The sequence below is a fragment of the Neolewinella maritima genome (assembly GCF_923081025.1).
In the GTDB taxonomy this organism is placed as follows: Bacteria; Bacteroidota; Bacteroidia; order Chitinophagales; family Saprospiraceae; genus Neolewinella; species Neolewinella maritima.
The window spans coordinates 1-20910 of the sequence record NZ_CAKLPZ010000005.1 but is presented as its reverse complement, the minus strand read 5'-3'; the positions used below and the strand labels follow the sequence as shown (position 1 = coordinate 20910).

At 59.8% G+C, this 20910-nt stretch carries 19 protein-coding genes; 10 read left to right on the top strand and 9 right to left on the bottom strand.

The genetic code is table 11. The features are described from left to right. Positions 1-92: 92 nt before the first annotated feature. Positions 93-518, top strand: a complete 426-nt coding sequence (locus tag MJQ68_RS15935) for a hypothetical protein (RefSeq protein ID WP_238752151.1) — start codon at positions 93-95, stop codon at positions 516-518. 298 nt (positions 519-816) lie between these two features. Continuing rightward, positions 817-1500, top strand: coding sequence for a hypothetical protein (locus MJQ68_RS15930; RefSeq protein WP_238752150.1), 684 nt, complete (start codon positions 817-819; stop codon positions 1498-1500). Here MJQ68_RS15930 and MJQ68_RS15925 read toward each other — a convergent pair. Continuing rightward, entirely contained in the window at positions 1449-4019 is a 2571-nt protein-coding gene (locus MJQ68_RS15925; protein WP_238752149.1) for a CHAT domain-containing protein, read from the bottom strand. The two genes, MJQ68_RS15930 and MJQ68_RS15925, sit on opposite strands and share 52 nt — an antisense overlap. 104 nt (positions 4020-4123) lie before the next feature. After that, complete coding sequence (locus MJQ68_RS15920; protein ID WP_238752148.1) at positions 4124-5470, bottom strand: DUF5723 family protein; 1347 nt, start codon at positions 5468-5470, stop codon at positions 4124-4126. A gap of 246 nt (positions 5471-5716) precedes the next feature. Here MJQ68_RS15920 and MJQ68_RS15915 point away from each other — a divergent pair, with 246 nt between their 5' ends. The 5 genes from MJQ68_RS15915 to MJQ68_RS15895 all read left to right on the top strand — a co-directional run bounded on the left by MJQ68_RS15915 (position 5717) and on the right by MJQ68_RS15895 (position 8782). Then, a complete protein-coding gene (locus tag MJQ68_RS15915; RefSeq protein ID WP_238752147.1) occupies positions 5717-6289 on the top strand; it encodes an RNA polymerase sigma factor in 573 nt (190 codons plus the stop codon). A gap of 9 nt (positions 6290-6298) precedes the next feature. Beyond that, entirely contained in the window at positions 6299-7084 is a 786-nt protein-coding gene (locus MJQ68_RS15910; protein WP_238752146.1) for a hypothetical protein, read from the top strand. 55 nt (positions 7085-7139) lie between these two features. Next, the gene (locus tag MJQ68_RS15905; RefSeq protein ID WP_238752145.1) at positions 7140-7928 is read left to right on the top strand and encodes a hypothetical protein; all 789 of its coding nucleotides are present in this window, start codon (positions 7140-7142) and stop codon (positions 7926-7928) included. A gap of 96 nt (positions 7929-8024) precedes the next feature. After that, complete coding sequence (locus MJQ68_RS15900) at positions 8025-8339, top strand: hypothetical protein (RefSeq protein ID WP_238752144.1); 315 nt, start codon at positions 8025-8027, stop codon at positions 8337-8339. Between the two features lie 2 nt (positions 8340-8341). Beyond that, entirely contained in the window at positions 8342-8782 is a 441-nt protein-coding gene (locus tag MJQ68_RS15895; RefSeq protein ID WP_238752143.1) for a hypothetical protein, read from the top strand. Positions 8783-8800: 18 nt separating this feature from the next. Here the strand turns inward: MJQ68_RS15895 and MJQ68_RS15890 are convergent, their stop codons facing one another. From MJQ68_RS15890 to MJQ68_RS15870, 5 genes are all read right to left on the bottom strand, one after another. After that, complete coding sequence (locus MJQ68_RS15890) at positions 8801-12358, bottom strand: AsmA family protein (RefSeq protein ID WP_238752142.1); 3558 nt, start codon at positions 12356-12358, stop codon at positions 8801-8803. A gap of 49 nt (positions 12359-12407) precedes the next feature. Next, positions 12408-12881 carry a hypothetical protein gene (locus tag MJQ68_RS15885; protein WP_238752141.1) on the bottom strand — a complete coding sequence of 158 codons (474 nt, stop codon included), beginning with the start codon at positions 12879-12881 and terminating at the stop codon, positions 12408-12410. Between the two features lie 79 nt (positions 12882-12960). Continuing rightward, positions 12961-13215, bottom strand: coding sequence for a carboxypeptidase-like regulatory domain-containing protein (locus tag MJQ68_RS15880; protein ID WP_238752140.1), 255 nt, complete (start codon positions 13213-13215; stop codon positions 12961-12963). 81 nt (positions 13216-13296) lie between these two features. Further along, positions 13297-14337, bottom strand: coding sequence for a trypsin-like serine peptidase (locus MJQ68_RS15875; RefSeq protein WP_238752139.1), 1041 nt, complete (start codon positions 14335-14337; stop codon positions 13297-13299). A gap of 237 nt (positions 14338-14574) precedes the next feature. Then, positions 14575-16074, bottom strand: a complete 1500-nt coding sequence (locus MJQ68_RS15870; protein WP_238752138.1) for a class I SAM-dependent DNA methyltransferase — start codon at positions 16072-16074, stop codon at positions 14575-14577. A 197-nt stretch (positions 16075-16271) separates the two neighbouring features. Here MJQ68_RS15870 and MJQ68_RS15865 point away from each other — a divergent pair, with 197 nt between their 5' ends. Continuing rightward, a complete protein-coding gene (locus MJQ68_RS15865; protein WP_238752137.1) occupies positions 16272-17405 on the top strand; it encodes a Fic family protein in 1134 nt (377 codons plus the stop codon). A 28-nt stretch (positions 17406-17433) separates the two neighbouring features. On the opposite strand, the gene MJQ68_RS15860 is transcribed toward MJQ68_RS15865, so the two are convergent. Then, on the bottom strand, positions 17434-18465 hold the full coding sequence (locus MJQ68_RS15860; RefSeq protein ID WP_238752136.1) for a restriction endonuclease: 1032 nt from the start codon (positions 18463-18465) through the stop codon (positions 17434-17436). Between the two features lie 344 nt (positions 18466-18809). Here MJQ68_RS15860 and MJQ68_RS18050 point away from each other — a divergent pair, with 344 nt between their 5' ends. Together MJQ68_RS18050 and MJQ68_RS15855 are read left to right on the top strand one after the other, a co-directional pair. Beyond that, entirely contained in the window at positions 18810-18995 is a 186-nt protein-coding gene (locus MJQ68_RS18050; protein WP_406613073.1) for a hypothetical protein, read from the top strand. Next, on the top strand, positions 18992-19783 hold the full coding sequence (locus MJQ68_RS15855) for a DUF1883 domain-containing protein (protein ID WP_238752135.1): 792 nt from the start codon (positions 18992-18994) through the stop codon (positions 19781-19783). The genes MJQ68_RS18050 and MJQ68_RS15855 overlap by 4 nt, the downstream gene beginning before the upstream one ends. Positions 19784-19875: 92 nt before the next feature. Here MJQ68_RS15855 and MJQ68_RS15850 read toward each other — a convergent pair whose 3' ends face one another. Beyond that, positions 19876-20778, bottom strand: a complete 903-nt coding sequence (locus tag MJQ68_RS15850) for a restriction endonuclease subunit S (RefSeq protein ID WP_238752134.1) — start codon at positions 20776-20778, stop codon at positions 19876-19878. Positions 20779-20910 lie beyond the last annotated feature (132 nt).

Below are 20910 nucleotides of genomic sequence, written 5' to 3'. Positions count from 1 at the left end.
TGCAAACGAGCATAAACAGCATACACCCGCCGGCAAGACTACACATTCATTACCGGCCCCCTTTATTCATTCGCCCCTCAATAACCCACACTATGAAAAGCCTACTGTTTATCCTTCTCCTGATGGGAGCTAACCCCCTCCTAACCGCCCAGTGCAGCGACAATGCGATACGCGACGAACTGGGTGCCCTGACCGCCGCGCTCACCGAAGCGGGCTACGCTACGACCTACCTCACCCGCTGCGGTACCCTGCAGGACGGCGTGAGCCGCATCCACGACGTACAGGTTTACGGCGGCGTGCGCTACAACCTACTGGCCGTCACGGATCAGAACTGTGCCGGCGCCAAGGTGGAAGTCATCGATCGCAAGGGCAACGTGCTGGCACAGCATGACCCCCGGAGTCAACGACAGACCCTGTCCTTCACGCCCCCGAACTCCCGCAATGTCCGCGTCAAAGTGACGCTGGCCGACTGCAAGCCGGGGCGCTGCTACTATGGATTGAGATTGCAGGCCGAGTAAGCACGGCCTGTGTTGATGACGATGGGGAGCGGTGGAATTGACCGCTCCCCGTCTTTTATAATTATACACCATTCAAATTAGATATATAATGAATCATGCAGGACATTTTGAAAAGATTGAAAAGCTAGACGCTAACAGTATCCCTCCCGGACATGCAAAGTCGTGCAGTCAGCTAATGGACTACAGCGCCTTGCAACCCATGAATGCCAGCGGGCTGCTGACGGTAGACTGGCGGGATACCCCTAGTGAGTCAACCCCCACTCTTGAACCAGATCCCTACTACTGTAGGGTGATCCCAATGACCATACCCCGTGATTTTCAGCGTATTACCAGTCTGGACGGTTGGCCAAACGTTGATCGATCAGGCTACGCAGATTCGTTGATCCCCCTGACCGACAGCAGCAGCGAATGCGGCCGCCTCTACCTGATCGATGACCTGAAGGTCGACGAGGGAGCCGAGAGCAATGGACTGGACGGTTACCATCCGAGTTGCGGTAACTACACCTTCTATATGGCGGGAACTAACGGCCGCCCCTGTGCTACACCCATGCGGGGAACCCGGGAAGCTGTATCTCAAGTCACTACCCTGGATACGGAAGTTTCTGCCATTAACTCCTATATCGTAGTGGTTTGGGACTGGACGAAATCATATCCGCTCAACAGCTCGAATTTCCAAAAGCAAGGGGTATTCAAGTTTTTATGGAAGCGATTCAAAAAGCGGACCAGCGTCTGTCTGGTCGGTATGTTAATTCCCGGCAACACCGTAGTTTGGGTGCCCATCCTTCGCAAGAAACGGGCGAAGCGCGCGCGTGAAGTGCTAAGTAGTATTACTAACCCTGTCCTAGTACTGAAGCGGCCGTACTTCGTAGATGGTCCCGATATCTTTATTGCCAACTGCAACTTCAAAGTCGTGCAGTCTCCCCCAACCGATCAACCCATCACCAGACCCGCCCAGAACCCCGGCCGTGTCTTCCACCGCTGACTCAGCCCCCCCGTCAGGCACGCCCGCTGTGCCCCGGCCAGTGCCCGCTCCGGCGGCAGGCCCCGCCAGAGACCGCGGTAAAATTCCTCCAGTACGCCTGCCGTAGCCGCCGCCGGGATGTCGTACAGCGAGGCCACCACGTCCGGTACGCCCGCCCGGTGAAAGCTCCTACGGATGCTGTACGTGCCCTCGCGCCGACTACTCACCCCCCGGGCCGTCGAGCAGGCTGCCAGCACGACCAGGCTGGCCGTCAGTCGCCGACTCCCGATGTGCAGCCCGTTGAGGCTGTCGCGTGCGTTCAGGTACAGGTAGTTGTCGTTCAGCTCTACGGTATTGCCGCGGGCATGTACCGAGAGGTGCAGCCAGTCGTAGCGGTCCCCCTGATCGAGCAGTTGCTCACTGCTACAAGCAGTACCCACGTAGTGTATACTTCGGCTACTGCCCTGTTCCACGAGCCATTCCCCCAGCGGACCCAGGTAGCCAGCCAGTTCCGGATGCGTCCATACCCCGATACGCGGTAGGGTAGGAACTCCCTGCCCGAGCGCCGTGCGCCGTTGCATGTTCCGCCGCTCCGTTTGCCAGCTGTCGAGGTAGCGTATGCTGTGCTGCTCAACCAGGTAGGGGCGCAGCGTATCAGTAAGGAAGGTATCCGTCGCCGGCACACTCAGTATAGCAAAGGGGAAGCGGCTCAGTTGCACGGGTGGTATCAATAGTAGATCCTGCCGCCCGGCCAACAGTGCGGCTACCGGACCGAGCAGTGCATCACCCAGGCGGTCCGCCGCGGCCGTTAGGGCGGCGGTGGTCGGATTGAGCTCCACCAGTGCCCGTTCGATCCCCGGAGCCAGCGCCAGCACGGCGGTATCGACTGGATAGACTACCGCAGTATCGCGGTCTATGTAAAGTACTAGAAGCTCGGAAGACGTTTCGGTGAACTCCAGCAGTGCCTGCTCGGCCGTTAGTTCCTCCTGTACGCCGCGCACCGAGAGGTATCCGGTCGGTTGTTGCTGTCGGGCGAAGTTCTCGAAGGCGGGTTGTAGGCGCTGCTGCAGCCGGTCCCGCTGCCGGATCAAGTTCTCTACCTGGAGCAGCTGTGCGGTCGGCAGCTCGGACTGCTGGGTATACGCCTGCTTCAGCAGCGTCAGCTCCCGGTTCGTAGCGACCAGACTGTCCCGCAGGGGGTGTGCCTCCTCCCGTCGGGCCATGCTACGCTGGGCCAGTTCCTTATTGAGCAGGTAGCTCTTGCCGAACTCCGCCGTGCGGAGCAGCGCATCGCGGTAGGCAGGCTGCGGATCGCGCTGCAGCGTAGCATACGTGATGTCGAGTGCCACGGACACCAGCCGATCACCCAGCGAGATCAGCCGGTGGTAGGCCGACTCCTCGGTAAGCTGCCGCAGGGCATCGTCGTAGTGATCCACCGCCGCCTGGGCCAGGGTATAGGCCACGTCCAGATCCGCTGCCGTTCCCCGGCTGCGGTACCGCTGGTGGTAGATGTAGGCCTGCTCCACCAGGTCGTAGATGCAGGCCGGCCCCCGTGTACAGGTCGCCGCAGCGTCCGCCTGCACGGTCGTCGTGCTATCCTGCGGACAGCAGTCCGCCTCCAGCAGCACCCGGCTGTTGAGTGCCAATGCCTCCTCCCACTGTCCCGTCCGGCCCAGGTATTCGCGCAGTACGAACTGCGCTTCGGAGATGTAGTCGTAGCGAAAGATGGAGTCCCGCGCCAGCAGTTGGCGGTAGTAGTGGCGCACGCTGTCCGCCTGCCCCAGCTGCCGGTGGTAGTAGCCCAGTACGCGGTCCGGCGAGGCATGAGGTGCGCTGGCCGGCGCAGCGTGTAGCCGTATACTGTCTACGAGCGGCCGCACGCGGTCCCGGGAGTCCGGCAGGCGGCTATAGAGGATGGCCAATTCTTCGTAGCCCAACGACAGGCGGGGGGACTGCAGCCGCCGCAGCGTCCGCACCGCCTGCTGCAACAGTCCTCCCGCTTCCCGCAGCAGGGCCTGCTCCCGCCCGGTATCCAGGCTACTGTAGGCATACATCTTGCGCGCCACTCCCCGGGCCACCTGCAGGCTGCCGTACAGCTCGTCGTGCCGCAGATCGGCCTCCTCCAGGATACGCAGGCCGAGGGCAGCGGCCAGGTCCATCTCGCGCCACGTCCAGCTGTAGTACCGCTGCAGCGCCCGGCAAAGCTGCTGGCGCGCCCGCAGGTGCGGAGGACTTTCCGCATCGACAAGATCACCCGCTAGCTCGGTATAGTGCCCGATAGAATCCCGGTACAGACTCCGATCGAAGTGCAGCAATGCGAGGTACTGGTACGCTTCGGCACGTAATTCATCGTGAGTAGCTCCGGCCAGGGGCAGTGCGCGGGCGCGGTCCAGCGCCTGGGCCAGGCGCAGTTGGCGATAGTCTTCTTTCACCTCCGTTAGCCGCTCGCGCAGTAGTCGGTCTGCCGGGGTGTCCGCGTGGGGCGGTGGCTCCGGTACGCAACCCGCCCCCAGCATACCGACCAGTATACCTATCGTCAAAATGCGCAGTGTAAGCCGAACTCCGTAATACACCGGGTAGCTAGATTAAGTGAACCACCCGAAGCTACGCGCTTTTACCGCTCCGCACCTGCGAACGCGCCCGCTTACTTGCGTTTATTGGCCTTCCCGTGAAAGGGTATCCGGATACCCACGAAGATATCCGCCGCCGAACTGCCCTGGCCGACCAGGTGTGATAGCAGGGAGCTCGAACCGACGGTCAGGATACCCGCCCGCACACCGAGCCCGACGGTAGCCGCCGCATCCTGGCGAAAGGTGACGGGGGCATACAGCCCGAACCACCGGCCCTCGTAGCGGGGGGACAGGGTGAGGCTAGAGCGTATGGAATTGGTGTTGGCCGCACCGTCCGCCCGTAGGCTGCTGCTATAGAGTGCGCTGAGGTAGAGCTGGCCCGTCATCCGGTAGTCCGCGAAGGCATGCAGGGCGGCGGGCAGCCCGATGCGTACTTCGGCAGACTCCTCGGCGGTGGCAGGGTAGTGGTCGTCCAGCAATTCCTCGACATCACCGGCGGGTTCGGTATCCGCGGTAGCTATACTGCCCGCTATCCGGTATTCCGTGGTCTGCCCCGAGTACGTGATGCCGCCCAGGTCGGTGACCGATACCCCCACCCGAAGCCGGTACTGCAGGGGATGCCGCGGGTCGTGCGCACCGGTGGGATGCCATTCGTAGACCATGCCCGCATCGAACCCTACGCCAGCAGTGCGCGTCGCGGGGTCTAGTTCGTTCATGTAGAAGTCAGCCGTACGGCCGAAGGTGATGTCCCCGTCCAGGGTGAGCAGGTCCCGGTCGGCGTTGTACTGCCCCGCCAGTGCACGGCCGCTGGAGTGTATAGCGCCGAGCCCCTGCAGGTACTTCAGGGTACCGCCCACCTTGATCCGGTGGTGGGGCGCCTGGAGCAGGACGGTGCCCAGGGCCAGGCCGATCTCCCCGAAGGCGTGTAGGGTAGCGCTGTAGTCGGACTGGGCTACGGTGAAGTCGGGCAGCTGGTCGAAGCCGTCGTACAGTCCCTCCACCAAGTGGCCGTTGACGCCCCGTATGGATTGCAGGGCGCGGGCGCGGGTGAATATGGCCATGCCCGTACGGGGGCTCAGGCGCAGCAGCAGGGAGGGGCCGATGACTTCGGCGCCCAAGTTCATGGTGTGGGCCGGTCCGTCGTTGCGCGTGACTACGGCGGGCGTGAAGTCGTCGTTCTGCAGGGCGGGGCGCAGCTTACCGGCCCGGAAGGTCAGGTAGTCGTTCTGCAGTTGTCCGGCTACGGAGCCCAGGTGCAGGGAGGCCTTGGTGCGGGTCGCGCCCAGCGTAGCCGGGTTGAGGAGCACGGGGTACATGCCGCCGTAGGTATCCAGGTTGGCGCCCGGAAAGGACTGGGCGCGGACGCGGGTGCCGAGAAATAGCACGAGGCATAGGAGGAGGAGGGGGGTGGGGTAGTTCATGGGGAGCAGTGATTGTGGAAGCCTTTTTCACTGTATGCCCCGGTGGTTGGGGAGGTAACCTTGTGAAATAAAATTCTATCCGGGGAGGGCGGACCAACTGCTGCTCAAATAAGACGAGCATAAACTTGTAGACTTCTAAAAAAATAGTCGTATGTTGATACATGTAGTTAGTTCCGTGTCTGGCCCGGACATAAACCAAAAAAAACTTATCTTCCATAGGTTACCTCTTCCCCAGTCCTCGCATCAATGAAGACACATTCCTTTGATCAGACCCTGCTGGAAGCCATTCGCGCGAATGATCCGGCGGCTCTGGACACCGTATACCGCACCTACCGTACGCCCTGCTTGCGCTTCTTGCTGGGGCGGGTCATCCGGCGCAACCACCCCAACCGGGAGACGGTAGCCGTAGAGCTGTTCACCGAGTCACTCATCGTGCTGGTAAACAACATCCGCAGTGGCCGGCTCCGGGAGCTTACTGCCCGCATTGACACCTATTTAAACGCCGTAGGCCGCAACCTGTACCTGAAGCTGGAGCGGCGCGGCCGCGAGATATACCGCGACCCCAGCGAGCTGCCCGAACCCCTGGTAAGTCCGGAGCGGGAAGTGCGCCCCGAGGAGGTGCGGCAGGAGCTGTACCGCTGGCTGGGCAAACTGGGGCCGAGTTGCCGCCAACTAATTGTCCATTTTTATTTTTTAGAGTTAGACTGGAATACCATTGCGGACCTATTGGGGTATAAAAACGCCGCATCCGCCAAAACCAATAAATCAAAGTGTATGTCTCGCCTGCGTAAACTCTACGCCGAGACCGTGCCGAAGTAGTAGAATTAGATGAACCCGCCACCCTCGCTATCGCCCCGACTGCTCGAGCAGTTGGAGGCCTATTACGACTATAGTCTTCCCGCCACGGAAGCTACCCAGCTGCGCGCCGAGCTCGCGCAGGATCCCGCACTGGCCCGGGCCGTAGCCGAGTGGGAAGCCGTCTACCGCCACGGCCTGCGCCAGCCGGCCCCGATCGCAGCTGCGGATACCGACGCCCTGCGCCGGCAGTTTGCCGCCCTCGAAGCCGAGCTACCCCCCCTCACCGCCGAGGCTGCCCCCCGCCGCCGCCTGCCCCGCTGGAGCTGGGCCGCTGCCGCCGCCCTGCTCCTGCTGCTCGGCCTCAGCTACTGGCTCCTCCTGGATCCCTCCCCGACCGAGCAGATCGTGGCGAATGAGTTCGCGTGGTTGCCCCGGCAGGAGGCTACGCTGGGCCCGACGGAGGACATCCCTGATGGCCTGCGCGCCTACGACCGGCAGGACTACGCTACGGCCTACCCCCTACTGCTACAGGGCGTCGAAGCCGGACAGCTCGATAGCATCAACCTGCTCTATACGGGGGTAGCTGCCCTGGGGGCCGAGGCACCCACCGTAGCACGCGATGCGCTGCAGGCCCTGCTCGACGCCGGTACGTATACCCAGTCCGAACCCGAGATCCGCTACTACCTGGCCCTGGCCCACCTGCAATTAGGCGACCGTGGGGCGGGGACGCAGGTGCTGCAGCCACTCACCGAAAGCGATGGCCCCTGGAGCGATCGCGCCCGAAGGCTGCTGGCCGACATCGAGCAGTTGGACTAGATAGGTTACCAGTGGGCCGGTGGGGGTATAGACGGGGTAACCAACAATCCGTACCATGATCGCTAATGGACAGCCCACCCATTCGCTTCTCCCTGCCCTGCAGGCGTATTACGCCGGCGAACTCACTCCCTCCGCCATCAGGCAGCTGCGCAATCTACTCGACCAGCAGCCCGCGCTAGCCCGGGAGGCGGCTTATTACGAGTCGTTGTTTCGTCGGGGGCTCCTCCAGCCGCCGCCTGCCGATCAAACGGAGGCCCTGCGCGACCGCTTCGCCCGCATCGAGCAGACGATGCACGAAATACCCACTTCGTCCGTTCGTCGGCGACTGTACTACCGCTTAGCCGCCGCGGCGACTATCCTCTTACTCCTTGCCGCTGCGATCTGGAGCATCCTGCCGCCCGCCACGCCCTACGTTCCCCTGGCGGTAAGCTACTTCAGCTGGTTGCCCCGCGAGGAGGCCCGGCTCGGGCCATCGGCGGCGGAGGATACGCGTACCGCCGCCCTGACCGCCTACGACCGTCAGGAGTACGCTATGGCCTACCCCCTGCTGCTGCGGGAAGTCAGGGCGGGGCGGCTCGACAGCACTCACCTGCGCTACGCCGGGGTGGCCGCGCTGGGAGCCGGTGACGCCGAAGGGGCCAAACGCATCCTGGGTCCACTGCTCACTCCCGGCGCCTCCCCGGAGCAGGACGAAGCGCGGTACTACCTAGCCCTGGCCGAGCTCCAACTGGGCTATCCGCAGCGCGCGGTATGCCTGCTCTACCGGCTGGCCGATACGCGCGGTCCCCTGGCGCTGCGCTCCCGGCAGCTGCTCGCTGAGCTTGGAGAGCCGCAGGGGGAATAAGTTTACGAAGCGGGTTACTTCCCGGCCTAGTGTAGGATCAATTTATAACACATTCAAGCGCGGTACGCCCCGGCCATCCGCTAAACTCCCAGCACTATGTTACACACGATCCTACCCGGGGGCATCGCCACCCCGGACGACTACCGCTATGCCGACGAACTCCTTTACTTCCACGTACTGCGCTGCATCGACCGTACGCAGGCCATCGCCGATGAATTGGTTGCCTTTGCCGAACATAATGCGTACCCCACCGATACGATCTCCATATCTACCGACGTGCGCTACTTGCCCACTGCAACGTCCACTAACACGTCCAGTCAGAGTAGTACCTGGGAGGGCCCTGCCGACACACCGCCATCGATCGCATACGTATACAAATCCGAACCGAACCGGTCCGCTTCATCCCGCTGATCATGGTAGCCCGTATCCTTGTTCTGTTGTGTATACTCATTCCGGCACGGGCTGCCTTCGGGCAGTCCACGGCCCAGCGACCGGTAGTGGAAAGTATGGTCTACCCCGTATTTCCCCACCTGGGGCAGAAGCTCGCTACGGAGGGGTACGTCCGCCGGGCGGGCAGACTGCGCAAGGGTGCCCTGCACGCTATCGCTCTTCAGCTACGCGCCGGCTACCGGTACCAGATCAGTGCCACCGCTCACTGCCCGTCTAGCATGGAGCTTCAGTTGTATGACGCTAGTAATCGCCTGTTGGCCCGTAGTCCGCGCAGTGGTGCGGCGGCTCAACTTAGCCTCGCCTCCAGGACTACGGCCGTGTACCGGGTGCGGATCATTATGTGGGACTGTACACCCCCCTCCTGCGGGTACGCACTGCGTCTACGGGCGAGACGGTCGCGATGAGCCGCTGCGGTGCCTGAACTACCGCCGCGCCCGCCGCTCGGCCCGCCAGCGGCTGCGCTCGGCCCGCCATTCCTCCAGCCGCCCCCGCCGCTTAAAGTACTTGCGCCGGCCCAGGCGGAACTTCATCTTCAGTGCCCCCTCCTCATCCTGCTGCGCTACCAGGTAGACCTTCCAGCCCGCCTGAGCGTAGCCGGTGGGGGAGGGGACTTCGTCCAGTAAGCCGCGACCGACGTTGCGCAACGGCAGGGAGATCAGAAAGTCCGGTCCGGTAGCATCGTCGTATTCTCCCTCCACAAAGACCTGGATGCCGGTAGACTGTACCTCCGTACGGGGTACGACCAGCCGCCCGCTATCGATACGTACTTCTCCCGCCAGGGGCGCAAAGCGCAGCTGCTCGAAGCGTTTCTTCATCTTCGCCTTCTTGCCCGTGCTGATCAGGAAGGGCCAGCCGGCCAGCTCCAGTTCGGTCAGCGCAAAGGCTACGGTGCCCCGGGTACTGTCGAACAACAAGCGCTGGCGCGACTCGTCTAGCTGTCCGACTAACGAGCCATCCAGCGTAAGTAAGCCCTCGAGGTGTCCCAGCTGATCAGACCGGCTCGTATCCAGTTGACCGAGTTCCTCCAGGAGGAGTTGCAGTGAGAGCGAGTCCGTACTGAAGTCTAGTGTGAAGGGACTTCGCCGCTGCTCGTCCAAATCATAGGTCGCTGCCAGTTCGACCCGCCCGTCGCCCAGCCGGAAACCCGACCGCTCCACGACCAGCTGCGTAGAATCGCGCAGGTGCATTCCCGCATGCAGATCTACGAAGGGAATACGGTTGCCCAGGTAGAAGGTGTCGATAGCCAGACTCAGATCCGGTCGGAAGCTGCTGAATACGCCCCCCGTAGCGGAGAAGAAGTCCTGGGCATCGAAGGCCGTAGTATCGCGGGCGGAGGTGTCTACTTGGACTACTGCCTCTACTTCATCGGTGCGCACGAAGTCGTTGAGGTCCGACCAGTGCAGCTCGGCGGCGGTCAGATCGGCGCGCACGGTAAAGGGCGTGCCCAGCTCGGGGTACAGGAAGCTACTAAGCCCGTTGAGCTCGCCGTTCAGGGCCACGGCCCGGCGGGTAGCGTCGCTTGTGAGCTGGAGTTGGTAACTGGCGCGCTCCTCCGTCACATCCACGGCGAAGTGGCGTACCGGGATGTACACCCCGGCCGGCGGATACTGGATGCGGCTGGAATCGATGTGCAGATGCAGCTTGCCGTTCTGTAGTAGCTCCGGCACGCTGGCGGGCGTACCGTCGAGCTCCAGATCAATGCCGAAGGATCCGCTACCGAAGAAGAAATTTTCGGCCCGGAACAGCGTATTGACGATCTGTGGATCGCCCGTCAGGTGGAGCTCGCTGTGCAGCCGCTCCGGACCGGTCGGTGTATACACCAGCTCCCCCGTGAAGAGCCCGTCCCGCCCGTCGTCGAACTGTAGCCGGCCGGCGTTATAGCCCGGACTGATGCCCAGCGTATCGTCGATCACCCCCCGGTGGGCAAAATCGATGTGCAGGTTGTCGGGTAGCCGTCCGAGTTCTTCGGGGAGCGAGGGGCCGAAATAGTCGATCGTGGGGCCGAGCTTATTCAGGTCCAGGTGCTCGGTGAGCATCTCCAGAGCAAAGGGGGTGCGCCCTGTGATATCACCCAGGGCCAGCCGTGCGCCGAAGCCTACCTCGCTGCCCGCCCAGTTGAAGGAGGTACGCTCCAGCACCAGCGTATCCTGGTTGAAGTGCAGACCGGTCGAGAGATCGGTCAGCGTGAATACATCGTAGTAGGCCACCGTATCCAGCCGCACGTTCAGGTCGGGGTGGAAGGATTCCTGCAGGCCCAGAAGTGCTAGTTTGATCGCCCGGCTCTGGGCCGCATCCTGCTCGGCATCCTGCACCTGCGGCCGCGCCGTAGTGTCCTGTGGGCTGTCTTCCTGCGTGAAGTAGCCGTCCTGGCCGAAGAAGGCGCGGAAGTCCGTCCAGTCGATGCGGGGGGCCAGCAGGGTGACCTCGGTGCGCAGCGCCTCCCCGGGCCGGTCGAAGACCAGGGGCGTGAGGTTGTCGATGCTGCCCACCAGCTCCAGGGCTACGCCGGTGGGCAGTTTGCTGCTCTGGATGTGAAAATTCACGTCCTCGCCCTGCTTGCCTACCTCGATGTAGTCGAAGGGGAAGCGCACGCCGGCCGGTCGGTACACTACGTCGAGGTCCGTGAAGCGCAGTACGCCGTTGGTTTCGTCCAGCAGTTCGGGTAGGGGCGCGAGCAGGGACGCATCGGCGTCGGTGGTGAAGGTGAAGCGGCCGCGGTCGAAGAAGAAGTTGTCGTTGCCCAGCCGGCGGCTGACGGCCTCGGCGCGGCCGGATACGGTGACCGGTGCCCGCAGGCGGGTGTCGGTCGCATTGGCGTACAGCAGGGCATGGGGCATGTCGATGCGCAGCGCGCCCTGGTAGGTGCGCACGCTGTCGAAGTCGAAGCGCATATTCTTGCGGCTGCCGGGGGTGCCGCCGTCGGCCTCGTCCAGCCGGTTGACGAAGGTGCCCCGGGCGTGGGTATTGGTGAACAGGTAGTTGCGCACCTTGACGTCCTGCCCGTCGAAGCGGAAGGCCAGGTCGGCCCGCACGTTCTCGCCGCGCTCGAAGCTACTGTGGATCTCGGCCCGCACCGGGAAGGTGCCCGTGATGTCGTAGTCGGCCAGCTTGCCCTGCAGCTCATCGTGCAGCATGGCGCGCGCCTGACTGAAGTCAGTGGCCGCGTTCTCCAGGGTGATCAGGCTCAGGGTGTTCGGCCTTCGGGAGATGGTAGCGCCTACGTCGAAGGTCTGCTCACCGATCCGCAGGGGGGTGGCGGGGATATCCCACTGCTCGTCGCCAAAGTGCACGTCCAGGTGCCCCTGCACGGGGGTCTGCTGCAGGAAGGCTCCCTTATCGGTATTGAAGGCCATAGCCTCCATGTACAGGTCCAGGTCGGTGGCCAGGTCGATGCTACCGTCCGCCGCGCGGTGGCCACTGGCCGTCAGGCGGTGAAGCTGAGCAAGGATCCGCTTCTTGCGGGGCGGATTGATGAAGGTGAAGCCGACGTCGGTGAGCAGGACTTCCAGCCCGTCGTAGTCCAGGGCAAGGGCGGAGGGCGCGGCCGCGGGTGCGGTGGATGTGGTGTCGCGGTCCAGCAGGCTGCCGGCGTTCGAGCGACCCGCGGAGTCGGAGACCAGGTGAATACTTCCCTCGTGCAGCTCCAGGGCGAGCACGCGCAGGGTATCGTGGAGGAGGGCGTCCAGGCTCACCTCCCCGCGCAGCTGACGGATGTTGAGCAGGGCCGGGGCGTCACGGGGTAGCAGGGAGTCGCGCACCACCAGGCTGTCGACGGCCAGGCTTACCCGGGGGAAGTTTTCCCACACCCGTAGGTCCACGCGGCGAAAGGCCACCTCCATGCCGGCCGTGGCGGTGAGTTCGTGCAGGAGCTTTTCTTCGTTGGAGTCCAGCCAGCTGTTCAGGTACAGCAGGCCGCCGGCCGCCAGGAGCAGCAGCAGAATGACCAGCACGATAAACCCTCGGAGTAATTTTATCACCATAGCACGGACGGAACCACTAGCAGTAACGCACGAAAGTGGTCCGGAGTGCTCAGCCGCCCCAGCCGTCGGGTAATTTCAGCTCGCTTAGCTCCGGCAGCGGCGTGCGGCGCTGCACCGGGTCGTCCTCTATCTCCGGGGGAGTAGCCGTGAACCGACGCACCTCCTTACTGATCAGATCGACCAGTACCAGCCGGTCGGCAGTCAGGGTATCGATGCGGTAGGGGAGGTAGAAGTCCTGCCCCCGCCGGTAGCGTCCGGGGATCCGGCTCTTGCCTAGGAAGTAGTCTACCGAGAGGGTGAGCTCCTGGGAGTCGTCGTCCGTAGTGTAGCGACCCAGCAGGTAGCGACCGGCGCGGCGGTCTGCCCGGCCGTAGTCCTGCTGGAAAGTCTCGTCGGGGGTGAGCACCAGCCGGTAGTCCGTGCCTTCCTCCAGCCAGCTGGCGGACTGGAGCAGGGAGTCGGTCTGGGCCGCGGCGTAGAGCGGCAGACCTAACAAAATGAGTACGAGGTAGCGAATGGGCATCACTGTATATACAGATAGTCAACTGCTTATGCTCACTCTACGGGCCCATTTAGCTTGGTCTTAAGACTTCCGTACCACGCTATGGCAGCCGCACATCCACCACCCCGGACCGATCGCCCACCGAGATGCGACGGCGCGCGCTCTTACCCGACGGGGCCATCAGGTAGATGGTGAAGGTGCCGGCCGACAGCTCGTGCAGCGTGAAGCGGCCCGTAGAGTCGGTGAGGGAGGCCAGGTCCGGAAAGCTGCCGGGGCCGTCCAGGATGGTGACCGCTACTTCGGCGACGGGGGCGCCGGTCTGGTCGATCACGCGGCCTTCGAAGGTATGTGCCATGGGGGGAGACGTAAAACAGCCGGTGGCCACTGCAAGAGCGACCACCAGCCAGGTGAATAGGGACAAGGTGTAGTGTGGCATCTAGCTACCCAGGCTTTTCCAGGACTTCATGAGGTTGAACACCGCCCGCGTGATGCGGGTAGCGGAGTTGCCGCCCGAGCTGCCGTTGGTGTGGATGCCTACGGCGTAGCGCTTGCCGTTCTTGATGTGGTAGACGGCCGAGCCGCTCTGTCCGCCCGCCGTATCGATATCGTACACGATGGTGCGACTGGTTAGGCTCTTGGCGCGCCGCGAGTGGTACCACATGGTACCGGCGGGTTTATCGCCGGGGTAGCCGACCAGGTTGAGGTACTTCTGCTTCAGGCTGGCATCACCCATATAGGCAAAGCCGAACCAGCCGGTGCGGGCCCCCAGCCGGTGGTTCTCGGGCAGGATGATGCAGCCGTAGTCGCTGTTGCGGTCGCGGTTCTGGGTCCAGCCGGTGACGCTGCGCAGGTGGGTGGCTACCACGGCCCCGTAGGGCATGTTGCTGCCGTTGCGACCGGGCATGACGGTGATAGACTGCGCCCAGCCGCCCTCGTTGTGCATGTACACGCAGTGACCGGCCGTCATGACGGTACGCGGGCCGATGAACCAGCCGGTGCCGATGTAATTCTTGCCGGTACGGGTACGCATCCGCAGCGAGCAGGTCATGCGCCAGGGGTAGGCGGAGGTGTTGTTGATCCGGATCCGGTTGTCGGTGCCGATGACGACCTCGCTGACCTGCGCCTCGGCTTCCGAGGTGGCGGGTGGCTCCTCATCGTAGCTGGCGAAGTAGGCGTCGGGCAGGTTCTCGAGTCCGTCCGTATCGAGCACCTCCTGAGCCGCGCCGGCGTCCTGGGAGCTGACCTCGGTGAGGGCTGCGGCGGTGGCGGATTCATCGTACAGGTCTTCGGTTACGGTACTGAGCTCGGCGATGGGTTCCAGGCCGAGTTCCTGCAGGAGCTCGTCTTCCTGTCCGGGGCTCCCGGCTTCCAGCAGGGTGGTCTCGGCGGAGGTGGTTTTCTTGCCTTTCGCATTGCCATTGCCATTGCCGGTGGTGGATTTGACGTCGCTGCGGACGTCCTCTAGTGTGGTTGCCATAGTAAACGGGTAATTAGCGGTTGAACAGAGTAGGTGACGGTACTCTATGCGGTGGCTAGGCGATTCGTTACTGGTGGGGGGGCAAATTTTTGGGTGGGCTACCGGTAGTTGCGCATAAGCGGTGGTTGCGGCGCAGGATTGGCGGTTTTTTGCGCGTAAGGGAGACTTATTTGCAATTTTTTGCGCGTAAGGGGGACTAGAGGGTAGGTGCGGGGTCGCGGGTGCCGGCGATAATACCTAGTCTCCTAGCTCACTAACCACCGACCGGAACCCCTCCAGCGCCGCCTCCAAACTCTCAATGATCTCTTCCGCCAGCACATCCGGTTCCGGCAGATTTTCTAAGTCGGTCAGGCTCTCGTCGCGCAGCCAGAAGATATCGAGGTTAGTCTTGTCACGAGCGATGATCTCTTCGTAGGTGAACTTCTTCCAGCCCGCTTCCGGATCCTCCTGCCTGGCGCTACGGTTGCCGGACTTATAGCAGTCGATGAAGTACTGAAGGTCTTCTAATTTCAGTGGCCGCTTCTTTAGCGTATGGTGCACATTGGTACGGTAATCGTAGATCCATACCTCCTTCGTCCACGGCTCCCGGGCGGCGGGCTTATTATCAAAAAAGAGAACGTTCGCTTTCACCCCATGCGCGTAGAAGATACCCGTAGGCAGGCGCAGAATAGTGTGCAGGTCGGTACTCTCCAGTAGTTGCTTGCGCACCGTTTCGCCGGCTCCACCTTCGAACAGCACGTTGTCGGGTAGCACCACCGCCGCCTTACCGTTCGTCTTCAGCAGCGTGCGGATGTGTTGCAGGAAGTTGAGCTGCTTGTTGCTGGTAGTGGCCCAGAAATCCTGCCGGTTGTAGGTCAGGTCCTGCCGCTCCTGCTCCCCCGCCTCGTTGGTGATGGTCACCGAGCTCTTCTTACCGAAGGGTGGGTTAGCGAGTACGCAGTCGTAGCGACTGCCGTCGTCGCTAATTAGTGCATCGTTCGGACTAATGCTTGGCTCCCCATCGATCTCCCCAATGTTATGCAAGAACATATTCATCAGGCACAGCCTGCGCGTACTGGCGACGATCTCATTGCCGTAGAAGGTGTCGTTCTTCAGGAATTGCTTTTCCGCCCGGTCCAGCTTATGTTCCCGTACAACGAAGTCATATGCGGCAAGAAAAAATCCCCCGGTACCACAGGCCGGGTCGATGATGGTCTTCATCGGCTCGGGCTGCAGGCAGGCGACCATGGCCCTGATCAGGGGGCGGGGCGTGAAGTACTGTCCGGCACCACTCTTGGTATCCTCTGCATTCTTCTCCAGCAGGCCCTCGTAGATTTCTCCCTTCACGTCGGCGTCCAGTAGGCTCCATTCCTGCTCGTCGATCATGTTGATCACCTTCAGCAGTTTAGCGGGGTCCTGGATCTTGTTCTGGCTCTTGACGAAAATCTGCCCGAGCATACCGGGTTCGGTGGCCAGGGTGCGGAGGAGTTGTCCGTAGAAGGCTTCCAGTTCCGCACCGCGTTTGCTGCGCAGGGTCTCCCAGTCGCACACGTCGCCGTCGGCTAGCTCGTTGCCCTCCACATCCTTCAGGCGGGGGAAGTCGATCTGTTTCCCGTAGGGAGGTTTAGTGAGCTCGTCCGCCATCTTCAGGAACAGCAGGTAGGTGATCTGCTCCAGGTAATCGCCGTAGCCTACGCCGTCGTCACGCAGTACGTTAGCGAAGGACCAGACACGGGAGACGATGGCGGATTGGGACATGGGGTGGGGTTAGCTGCGTTGCTGCATACGATGGTGTGGGCGGGGACGCGGGTGCAATATAGATGGTAGCGCTCATCAACCGCGCGCATCCATAAACCCAGTTAGCACTGGGTGAGAAATGAAGACTAAAACCGCTTTGTCTTCATGAACCATTGTTTTTTGAAGTTGGGACGTTATCTTACTTCAAATTAGTGTAGATGTTGAAGTTTAAAGCTGGTGCGTGGACCAATCAGGGCTATTACAAGGCATTTGTTCCTAACCTCATCAATCGAAGATGGGAGATAAGCGATCCCGAAATCATCCACCTATTGAGTAAAGCCGATCTTGAATTAGGTCGACTGGATGCCTACTCGGGTTACGTCAATATCGATCTCTTCATTAGTATGCACCTGACAAAGGAGGCGGTTGAATCCAACCGGATCGAGGGAACGAAAACGGAGTTTGCCGAGGCATTTATGCAGCAGGACGAATTACCCAACGACCGTCAGCAGGATTGGGAGGAGGTAACCAATTATATAGCGGCGATGAAGCATGCCATTGCGAGGCTAAGTGAACTGCCCATTTCATCACGCTTGATCAGGGAAGCCCACGGTATGCTGCTGGCCGGAGTACGGGGCCAGCATAAATTGCCCGGCGAATTTAGAAGCAGCCAGAACTGGATTGGTGGTGCGAGTATATCCGACGCAGTATTTATACCTCCACCGCCCAGCGACCTGGGTAGGCTGCTTTCTGATCTCGAATATTTTGCCAATGACCAAGAGCACCCACTACCCGATCTTTTGCGAGCGGCGATCATGCACTATCAATTCGAGACGATCCATCCTTTTCTAGATGGCAATGGAAGAGTCGGTCGCCTGCTCATCACGCTTTACCTCATCAGTACGGGAACGCTTCGCAGCCCCGTGCTCTATCTATCCGATTTCTTCGAACGAAACCGCCGCCTCTACTACGATAATCTAGCGGGCGTCCACTCGAACGACAATCTCAAACAGTGGCTACGCTTTTTCCTGGTCGGGGTTGCCGAAACCGCGCGGGATGGCATTAGGACGTTCGATGGGATACTCAAGTTATCGAAGGAAGTCGATGGTAAACTAGTCACGATGGGGCGCAAGGCAATAGATGCCCATACTTTATTGCAGGCGCTCTACGCACGTCCGGTCATCACGATCACTGAGGCCGCCACGCTGATTGGAAAGTCAATGAACACGTCCAGCCGCCTGATTCAGGCCCTGCAGGAAACGGGAATCCTGCAGGAACGACCGACGAGCGGACGGGAAAAGCTATTTGAATTCGGAGAGTATCTAAGGTTATTCTCGCAGCCGGGAGAATAAAGCGTTACAGAATCGCTCTTTAGTCACATTAACTGTCTCCGTCAGATACTAACGCCCAGATCCGCCGTAGCGGTACCCGTGCCCGCCATTCTTCCCCGAGCTTATTGTAGTGCCGGTAGATCTGCTCCAGCACGTCCCGCTCCGACCAGAGGCGAATGTAGAAGTGATCGTCGCGGGCCTCTTTCAGCACGCTCTGCTTGAAACCACCCCAGGAGACCAGCAAGCCGTGTTCGGCCTTCGTGCGCCGCATCACGCCCTGCAGTTCCCGCAGAACCTTTACATCAACCGTACTGGAGGTAAATTTCACCTGCACGCAAATGCGCGGCTCCTGAAAGCCCAGGGGACCGGAACCCGCCAGAATATCCACCCCACCGTCCGCCCCTGGCGAACTCGACTGACTGACGTAGCCCTGCACTTCTAGTAGCGCCGTGATAAGGTCGGCAAAGTTGTGCCCGTCGAGTGTGCGGTTCATGTGGCGCACAATTTCGTCTTCGGCCTGCTGCTCCAGGTCGATCTCGGATTCTTCCACCTCTGTGTCCTCTTCAATAGACTTTTCTACGGGGCGCTTCGCGGTAGTACTTGTCTTACCGGCAACGGTATCCCACACCCGCTGCGCCGCGTCTTCCCGCTTTACGGAGGCGACCGTCAGTAGGGTGCCGAAGGAGTACAGTAGGTCTTTATCAAAGGCCGATCGCGGTATCTCCGCCTTCCACTCTACCGGCAGACAGTGCAGCATCTTCGGATCGTCGGAGTAGTAATACGGTCCGGTCACTCGGCCTACGTGGATGGTCGACTGCATTTTACTCGGCAGCACGATAGTGGCCCCCTTCGGAATGTCGTGACTGAATCGCCAGACCTGTCCGGTCCAGTTGCCCAGCGCGACGGAACTTTTATCTGGATACTGCTTAGCAAACTCGGCCTTCACGGCGTCGCGGGACTTATACTTGCGTAGGTCACCGATATCGTCGAAACCGATAGTGGCCACTCCGCCCTCGATGGCAGCGGCTTCGCGTTCGCCGTGGCGGCCGGCGCGGACTAGGTAGACTTGGGGGTTTTTCACTATAAGGTGTAATCTAAAAAGTTATACACGCCTGTTTTCCACATAAATACAATCATCTTTTTGTTGTTTATATGTTTTCCACAGTGTGGAAAAGTAGTTTAAATTTTCTAACTACATGTACGTCAAGTAGTTAGTAAAATTTATCCACACCCTGTGGATAAATAGAGTGAAAACAATTTGATGCTGATTGTATATTTGTAAAACAAAACGAGGCCGCAACATCACTGCTACGACCCCGAGTTACTTCACCTGCAAAAGTAGGTCTTCCGCCCAGAATTTGCAAACTCTCGTGATGTGGTAACTTGCTAAGTCTCGTACTTTTTCACCCTTTTAATTCATATCAGATGGCAACGAATGGAAAATCCGGCGATGGTCGGCGTCACGGGGCGGTACGCAAACGCTCCCAAACTTTTAATCCCAAAACACAGCAGTATGTGAAACGGGATGCTGACTCAGGTCGGTTCATGTCTGTGAAAAAAGATGGCACCCCTTACAAGGGCGTCACTAAGGAAAATAACTCAGGCAAATGAAGTTTCAGCAGTATAAACTAGGGCAGCAATCTAGAGGAGCTATTGTTGAGATTACTCTTCAGGGGTCTGCCGCTAATGTGAGACTTATGGATTCTCATAACCTCAGTCAGTTCAAGCGGGGCAAAGCACACCGTTATACGGGTGGACTTGCTAAGCGTTCTCCGGTCAGACTCGTAATTCCTAGCACAGGTCAATGGCATGTGACGGTTGACATGGATGGAATGAGGGGCACCGTTCGATCGAGTGTGCGAATGTTGCCCGGAGCACTTCCGACACTACGTCAAAGTAACAGTCCTCTTTCAACCCTGGTACGAGACAAGGATGAGTTCACAGGAATTGGTTCTTCTAGTCCCGAGTACGATGTCTTTGTTTCCCATGCATCGGAAGATAAGAATGATGTAGTCCGTGCGCTCGTATTAGCTCTGCAAGCTCAGGGACTGTCGGTATGGTATGACGAACTGGTGATGCAGATTGGAGATAGCTTACGTCGTTCAATCGATGCAGGACTATCTCGGAGCCGTTTTGGTATAGTAGTTATTTCGCCGGCATTCATTGCAAAGCCGTGGACAAATTATGAACTAGATGGCATCGTATCTAACTCGATAAGTGGAAAGCAGAGGATGCTGCCTATCTGGCATAATGTAGGCCGGGAGGAGGTGCTTTCTTTCAGTCCATCCCTCGCAGACAAGTTAGCAAGGTCAACTTCGAACGTATCTATCGAAGATATCGCTATTGAGATTGCTGGTGTTGTCAAACCTAACGATGGGTTCGGAACTGCCGCCGCCTAGATTCCAATAGGGATTAGCTCTCCAAATGTCAACCTCCTGATGTACTTGACACAAGTGTATCAGGAGGTTTTGTATGCCGTTGAATAAGTTACTCAAATCAACTCCCCCGCAAACGCCCGCTTCAACACCCCCTGCCGCAAGCCCCGCGCCCGCTCCAAACTCACCCCGATCTCCCGCTCGAGGTGGTCGGCTACGGAGAAGCGGGAGTCTATTTCTTGGACGACTTGGTGCTGTTCTATAAGAGATGGGAGAGGGATGGGATAGGAACTAAGTTTTTTTCCATTAATATTTGATTGATTTACTCCATCGGTTTTGACTCTGTTTCCATGCATTTTGGCAGTGTGGGAATTGAGAAAATAGGTCAAGTACTGGCCATCTAGAAAGTTGATGTCTTGATTGATGCGGATGAGATAGCCGGCAAATATTGCAGGCTGTTCTTCATTGTAGATGGCAGTTTTTCCTACCCATTCTGGACTATTAGTGCGATTAAACAAAACATCACCTTTAGAAAGCTTGTATTTCGTAATCTCAGTTTGATCAACAGAATATTTTAGGTCGGACCAGTCTAACCTTCCATTCTGCATATTTCCCATTCTTAGAACTGGGATTGATCCTTCTTTTAAGGACTTTGCTGATGTTCCATACTGAACCCCATTAGATAGATTGCCTAGCGCTTCTACTTGCCACTGTTGTGGCAGCGTCAAATCAAAACTTGATATATCCGCTTTGAATTTGCTGGAATTCCTAGGTTGTGGAGTCAGATACGGTTCATGTTGCCTCTCCCGCCACCCCTCAGTCAACCGCCCCGCAAACGCCTCCTTCAACACACTCTGCCGGTACACCCCCAACTTCTCCCGCGCTACCTCCAGCTCCGCCACGCTCCGGTCCAGCTCCGTGAACAGCCGCTCCAGCTTGGCGACGATGGCGCGCTGCTCGGGGAGGGGGGGGAGGGGGACCTCCAGTTCGTTGAGATTATCAAGTCTTACGCCTAACACGGTGGCAACTCCATTAAGCTAAGCTCTTCCCTACTATACTGGAGCCTTGACCACGGTTGCTTAGCGGCTACTCTTGCGTTGCGGTAGCTTAGAAAGTAACTTTAGGGCATAGTGCCCCCGCCCGGCCGTCAG

Bases quoted from the DNA above. Each gene is read 5' to 3' on its own strand.
- MJQ68_RS15935 (WP_238752151.1), top strand. From the start codon at position 93: ATGAAAAGCCTACTGTTTATCCTTCTCCTGATGGGAGCTAACCCCCTC.
- MJQ68_RS15930 (WP_238752150.1), top strand. From the start codon at position 817: ATGACCATACCCCGTGATTTTCAGCGTATTACCAGTCTGGACGGTTGG.
- MJQ68_RS15920 (WP_238752148.1), bottom strand. From the start codon at position 5,470: ATGAACTACCCCACCCCCCTCCTCCTCCTATGCCTCGTGCTATTTCTC.
- MJQ68_RS15915 (WP_238752147.1), top strand. From the start codon at position 5,717: ATGAAGACACATTCCTTTGATCAGACCCTGCTGGAAGCCATTCGCGCG.
- MJQ68_RS15910 (WP_238752146.1), top strand. From the start codon at position 6,299: ATGAACCCGCCACCCTCGCTATCGCCCCGACTGCTCGAGCAGTTGGAG.
- MJQ68_RS15905 (WP_238752145.1), top strand. From the start codon at position 7,140: ATGATCGCTAATGGACAGCCCACCCATTCGCTTCTCCCTGCCCTGCAG.
- MJQ68_RS15900 (WP_238752144.1), top strand. From the start codon at position 8,025: ATGTTACACACGATCCTACCCGGGGGCATCGCCACCCCGGACGACTAC.
- MJQ68_RS15895 (WP_238752143.1), top strand. From the start codon at position 8,342: ATGGTAGCCCGTATCCTTGTTCTGTTGTGTATACTCATTCCGGCACGG.
- MJQ68_RS15890 (WP_238752142.1), bottom strand. From the start codon at position 12,358: ATGGTGATAAAATTACTCCGAGGGTTTATCGTGCTGGTCATTCTGCTG.
- MJQ68_RS15885 (WP_238752141.1), bottom strand. From the start codon at position 12,881: ATGCCCATTCGCTACCTCGTACTCATTTTGTTAGGTCTGCCGCTCTAC.
- MJQ68_RS15880 (WP_238752140.1), bottom strand. From the start codon at position 13,215: ATGGCACATACCTTCGAAGGCCGCGTGATCGACCAGACCGGCGCCCCC.
- MJQ68_RS15875 (WP_238752139.1), bottom strand. From the start codon at position 14,337: ATGGCAACCACACTAGAGGACGTCCGCAGCGACGTCAAATCCACCACC.
- MJQ68_RS15870 (WP_238752138.1), bottom strand. From the start codon at position 16,074: ATGTCCCAATCCGCCATCGTCTCCCGTGTCTGGTCCTTCGCTAACGTA.
- MJQ68_RS15865 (WP_238752137.1), top strand. From the start codon at position 16,272: ATGTTGAAGTTTAAAGCTGGTGCGTGGACCAATCAGGGCTATTACAAG.
- MJQ68_RS18050 (WP_406613073.1), top strand. From the start codon at position 18,810: ATGGCAACGAATGGAAAATCCGGCGATGGTCGGCGTCACGGGGCGGTA.
- MJQ68_RS15855 (WP_238752135.1), top strand. From the start codon at position 18,992: ATGAAGTTTCAGCAGTATAAACTAGGGCAGCAATCTAGAGGAGCTATT.